Source organism: Actinomycetota bacterium (assembly GCA_005774595.1).
Taxonomy (GTDB): domain Bacteria; phylum Actinomycetota; class Coriobacteriia; order Anaerosomatales; family D1FN1-002; genus D1FN1-002.
This window is the reverse complement of sequence record VAUM01000144.1, coordinates 1-4,643: the sequence shown is the minus strand read 5'-3', so window position 1 is coordinate 4,643 and position 4,643 is coordinate 1. Positions and strand designations below refer to the sequence as shown.

Genomic DNA, 4,643 nt, shown 5'->3' with positions numbered 1-4,643 from the left:
CCGCCCGCTCGGCGTGGCCGGTCGCCGACGCCGAGCGGGCGGTCGCGCGGCCCGCGGGCACACGCTCCGGCGCGCCGGCGAGCCTGCCGGACACCTCGACCGACGGCGTGAAGGTCGCGTCGTTCCTCGGCAGGGAGACGCGGCGCTTCTACGGCGTCGTCCCCGTGCCCGAGAAGCTCGAGCTCATCTGGCGCTGTGCGATCGGCTCGGGCAAGACGAGCGGCAAGAAGGGCGAGCCGGCGCCGACCTGGTCGGGCACCGGGTGGACCGGCCAGCCGGCGCTCGTGCGCGACGGCGGACGGGACTGGCTGCTCGTCGGCGGGTTCGACCACAACCTGCACAAGATCGACGCCGAGACCGGACAGGTGGCCTGGGAGTACCTGTTCCCCGACGTCATCAAGGGCTCGCCGACGGTGTTCGCCAACCCGGCGCCGACTGGCGACGACGACCGGCTGCTCGTGGTGTGCGGTTCGCGCCGGGGCTTCCCCAACGGCATGGGCGACCCGGACATCGCCCCGGTGCGCTGCGTGACCTTCGGGTCGGGCCGCGAAGTGTGGCGGCTCCCGGTGCCGCGGACGCGCAGCTACTCGCGCGACGCCGACGGATCCGGGTTCTTCCGCGACGGCGCGTACTACCAGCCGGTCGAGTCCGGCATCCTCTACAAGCTCGACCCGACGCGGACCGAGACGTGGAAGTCGTGGAAGAAGCCGGTCGCGCTCGCGAGCCGCGAGCTGCTGGGGAAGGCGCCGGTCAGCCACGGCGGCAACCTCGTGCTCGAGGCGTCGCCCGCGGTGCTCGACGACGTCATCTACATCGCGAGCGGCTCGGGCCACGTCTACGGCATGAAGCCGGGCGACCTGTCCGTGGTGTGGGACTACCCGACCGGTTCGGACCTGGACGGCACGGCCGTGCCCACTGCTTCGAAGCAGCTGCTCGTGCCGGTCGAGAAGCAGTACATCAAGGGTAGGGGCGGCGTGCTCATGCTCGACCCGGGCAAGCCGCCGGCCGACTCCGTCGTGTGGTTCTTCCCGACCGGCGACCGGAAGTTCGGCGACTGGGAGGGCGGCGTCATCGGGTCGGTGGCCGTGAACGACACCTACGACCCCGATGGTGCCCGCCCGCGCATCGCGGCGTTCTCGGCCATCGACGGCAACCTGTACGTCGTGGCGCAGGACGCGCTGGCTCCGGGGACCGTGGCCGGGCCGCAGCTCGAGAAGGGGCTTCGCACGCCGGTCCTCGTGTTCAAGGACAACGTCGGCGGGGCGATCTCGACACCGGTCATCGTGGGCGACCACATCGTCGCGGCGGGGTACGATGCGCTCGTGCACGTGTACCGGATCGACTGGTCGAAGGGCGAGCCGGGCACGCCCGGGGCGCTCGCCGCGCCCGATGGGAGCGTGTGGAAGGCGGCCGTGACCGAGACATCCGCGTTCAAAGGCGGTACCTTCGAGTCGACGCCGATCGTGTGGGACGGCCGGATCTACATCGGTTCGAGGGACGGCAACGTCTACTGCCTCGGAGAGAAGTGAGCGCTCGTGGATCCTGAAGAGCACGCACGGCGGCGCGAGGAGCGCCTCGTCAGAGACCGGGCGAACGCGACGAAGCTCGGCAAGTTCCTGCTGATCGCGGCCGCGGCGCTGGTGGTCGTCGGGTTCGTCGTGTGGGGCGTCGTGAAGTACGTGCGGCGCAACGATGTGCCGCCCGTGCCGGACGCCGTCGCGACGTCGACCGTGGAGTCGACCGCAAGCCCGTTCCCGGCCGGGACGTTCGAGGTCGGTGACGAGGTCCGCGTCGCCAAGGGCAAGGACACCATCAACCAGCGCAAGGAGCCCAAGACGAGCGCGGCGGTCGTCACGACGCTCGTGTGGCCGCAGCGGGTGCGCGTGCAGGACCGCGTCATGGGCGCCGACGGCAAGGTCTGGTACCAGGTCGTGGCCTGGGACGGCACGAACGAGGGCCCGGCGGGCTGGGTCCGAGGCGACCTGGTCGAGAAGGACTGAGGACGGCCGGCCCCCTACGCCGGCGCCGTGCACCTCGGCATCACGACTGAGAACGTCGAGCCTCGGCCCACCTCGCTCGCGACCTCGATCCGCCCGCCCATGAGCTGCGCGAGCTCGCGTGCGATGGCCAGCCCCAGCCCGGTGCCCTGGGTCACGTGGCCGGGCCGCTCGATCTGCTCGAAGCGCTCGAACGCCCGCTCGACATCAGCCTCGGCGATCCCGGGCCCCGTGTCCGCCACGTCGATCGCGACCTCGCCGTCGGTGACGCGTGCCGACAGCGTCACGGAGCCCGACTCCGTGAACTTGATCGCGTTGCCGCACAGGTTGTTGAGTACCTGCGTGAGCCTCAGCAGGTCCGCGCGCACGCACACGTCGGCCGCGGGCGTCGCCACCTCGAACGCGAGCCCCCTCGCGGCGGCGAGCGGTGCGAGCCGGTCGGCGACCTCGCGCAGGACCTCGTCCACGTACAGCGGGCGCAGGTCGACGCGAACCGGCCCAGACTCGATGCGTGACAGGTCGAGGATGTCGTTGATGATCGCCAGCAGGTCGCGGCCTGCGCGGTTGATCATGCCCGCGTGCTCGAGGTGTTCGGCGTCCGGCTTGGTCGGGATGCCGCGCAGCATCAGGTCCGACACCCCGATGATCGAAGCGAGCGGCGTGCGCAGCTCGTGGTTCATGTTGGCGATGAACCGGTCCTTGGTGGCCTGCGCGCGGCGCAGCTGCTCGTTGGCGGCCTCGAGGTCGCGGCGCGCCATCTCGCGCTCCGTCACGTCGGTCAGCAGCACGATGGCGCCGCCGGGATACGGGGTGCGGGAGTCCATGCGCTCCACCTGCGCGAGGACCACGCGTCCGTCGCGCTCGAAGGAGAACTCGCGAGGCTCGCTCGGCCACAGCGCCGGAGGGCCGATCTCGGGGAACGCCGACGCGCTCGAGACGCCGTCGCGCGCTTCCGGCAGGACGGACAGCGCGACATGGTTCGAGGCGGCCACGAGTCCCGTCGAGTCGAGGACGAGCACGCCTTGCGACAGGTCGTCGACGACCGCCGCGAGCGACGTCGGGAGCGCATCGCCCAGGCCGAGGCGGAAGTACCCGTAGGCGAGTGTGACGTTGAGCACCCACACGGTGCCGATGCCCATGTCGGGTGCAAGCTCGCCACCAGCGTTGAGGAGATCCGACACCGCGCTGCCGACGAGCGGGACGAGCCCGCCCGCGATGATGATGGTCGCTGCCCTCGTGACCGCGGCGCTGCGGGCGCGGTACGCGCCGTAGGCGATCACGAGGATCCCGAGGACGTACCAGACGTAACCGCCGCCGAGCATCACGACGTTCAGGGTCGTGTTCGCGCCGCGGGCGAACAGCGACTCCGCGCCGGACGGGCCGGTGAGCACGTGCGTCCAGGGGTCGATGAGCCGCAGGACCATCCGCACCGCCGCGAACGTGGACGCGGCGCCGGCGAGCCAGCGCGGCGGGTGGCGGTGCAGCGCGAAGAGGTAGCAGAACACGAGGACCGCAGGGCCCAGGAACGAGTCGCCGATCGAGAAGAGCACGTGGCCGGCGAACGCGGTCGAGAACGACCCGGCCGTCTCGGGCGCCGCCGTCGCCGTGTGACGGAGGTAGTATCCGAGGCACGTCAGCGTGAACAGGGCGCTCATGACCGCGAACGCCGACCGGGTCATCGTGCGGCGGCCCTGCCCGGTGAGCACGACGAGACACAGCCCGGCGCTCGTCGTCGCGCCGACCACGAACCAGTCAGTCATGTACTCCATGGCTCGCCCCCTCAAGCGAATGATGCCCGTTGCTGCGCCTCCGAGGGAAGGGCGGCCGTCGACGCCGAGCGGGCGGGGTGCGACCGCAGGCCCCCTTGACAGCTCCCCTCGTCGGGCGGGTAGACTGCCCCACAATCGAATACGAGGCCTGTGACGGGGAGGAGTACCCCGGAAGCGAAGCACAGAGAGCCGGTGGTTGGTGCGAACCGGCGTGAGCGACCGGAGGAATGGACCCTTGAGGCACCGGGGCAAAGGCTCGCACTCGAGCCGACTAGTCCCGGCGGACCCCCACCGATAGAAGGGGCCGGGTATGACCGGCGCCTGAGCGCCGAAGTACCGTCAGGACGAGTGGCCGGTCCCGCGAGGGTCCGGCAACAAGGGTGGCACCGCGGAAGATGAGCCTTCCGTCCCTTGATGGGATGGGAGGCTTCTGTCGTCCCCAGGGTGCTTTCGCGCGTGCGGCGCGGCCCCCCGGGGAGGCGGAGCCGTGTGAGAAGGAGCGCTGCGCGACGTGATACGACCGGCCAAAGAGGAGTTCGTGGCGCTCGCCGCCGACCACGACGTGGTCCCGGTGGCGCGTGAGGTCTACGCCGACCTCGCCACGCCGATCTCGGCGTTCATGGCACTTGCCGAAGGGGCGGAGCACGCGTTCCTGCTCGAGAGCGTGCTCGGCGGCGAGCGCCTCGGGCGCTACTCGTTCCTCGGCGTGGGAGACCGGGAGGTCATCACCGCGCGCGGCAGCGAGGTCGTCGTCGAGAACGGCGGTGTCAACGGCGAGCAGGCCGACGACCCGCTGCGCGTCGTCGCCCGGCGCCTGAAGGCCGGCAGCGTCGCGCGCGTCCCGGAGCTGCCGCTGGTCGTGGGCGGCGCGGCGGGC

At 71.3% G+C, this 4,643-nt stretch carries 4 protein-coding genes; 3 read left to right on the top strand and 1 reads right to left on the bottom strand.

The genetic code is table 11. The features are described 5' to 3' along the window. Positions 1 to 1,529 (top strand): PQQ-like beta-propeller repeat protein (locus FDZ70_06615; protein TLM76501.1); only part of this gene is annotated, 1,529 nt, incomplete at its 5' end. 6 nt (positions 1,530 to 1,535) lie between these two features. Then, the gene (locus tag FDZ70_06610) at positions 1,536 to 2,000 is read left to right on the top strand and encodes an SH3 domain-containing protein (protein TLM76500.1); all 465 of its coding nucleotides are present in this window, start codon (positions 1,536 to 1,538) and stop codon (positions 1,998 to 2,000) included. 14 nt (positions 2,001 to 2,014) lie between these two features. Here the strand turns inward: FDZ70_06610 and FDZ70_06605 are convergent, their stop codons facing one another. Next, positions 2,015 to 3,766: a hypothetical protein gene (locus FDZ70_06605; GenBank protein ID TLM76499.1), complete on the bottom strand. Its 1,752-nt coding sequence runs from the start codon at positions 3,764 to 3,766 to the stop codon at positions 2,015 to 2,017. A 511-nt stretch (positions 3,767 to 4,277) separates the two neighbouring features. Here FDZ70_06605 and FDZ70_06600 point away from each other — a divergent pair. Then, the coding region (locus FDZ70_06600; GenBank protein TLM76498.1) for an anthranilate synthase component I at positions 4,278 to 4,643 on the top strand (366 nt) is incomplete at its 3' end.

Excerpts from the sequence above, each read along its gene's own strand:
- FDZ70_06605 (TLM76499.1), bottom strand. The coding sequence starts at position 3,766 with ATGGAGTACATGACTGACTGGTTCGTGGTCGGCGCGACGACGAGCGCC.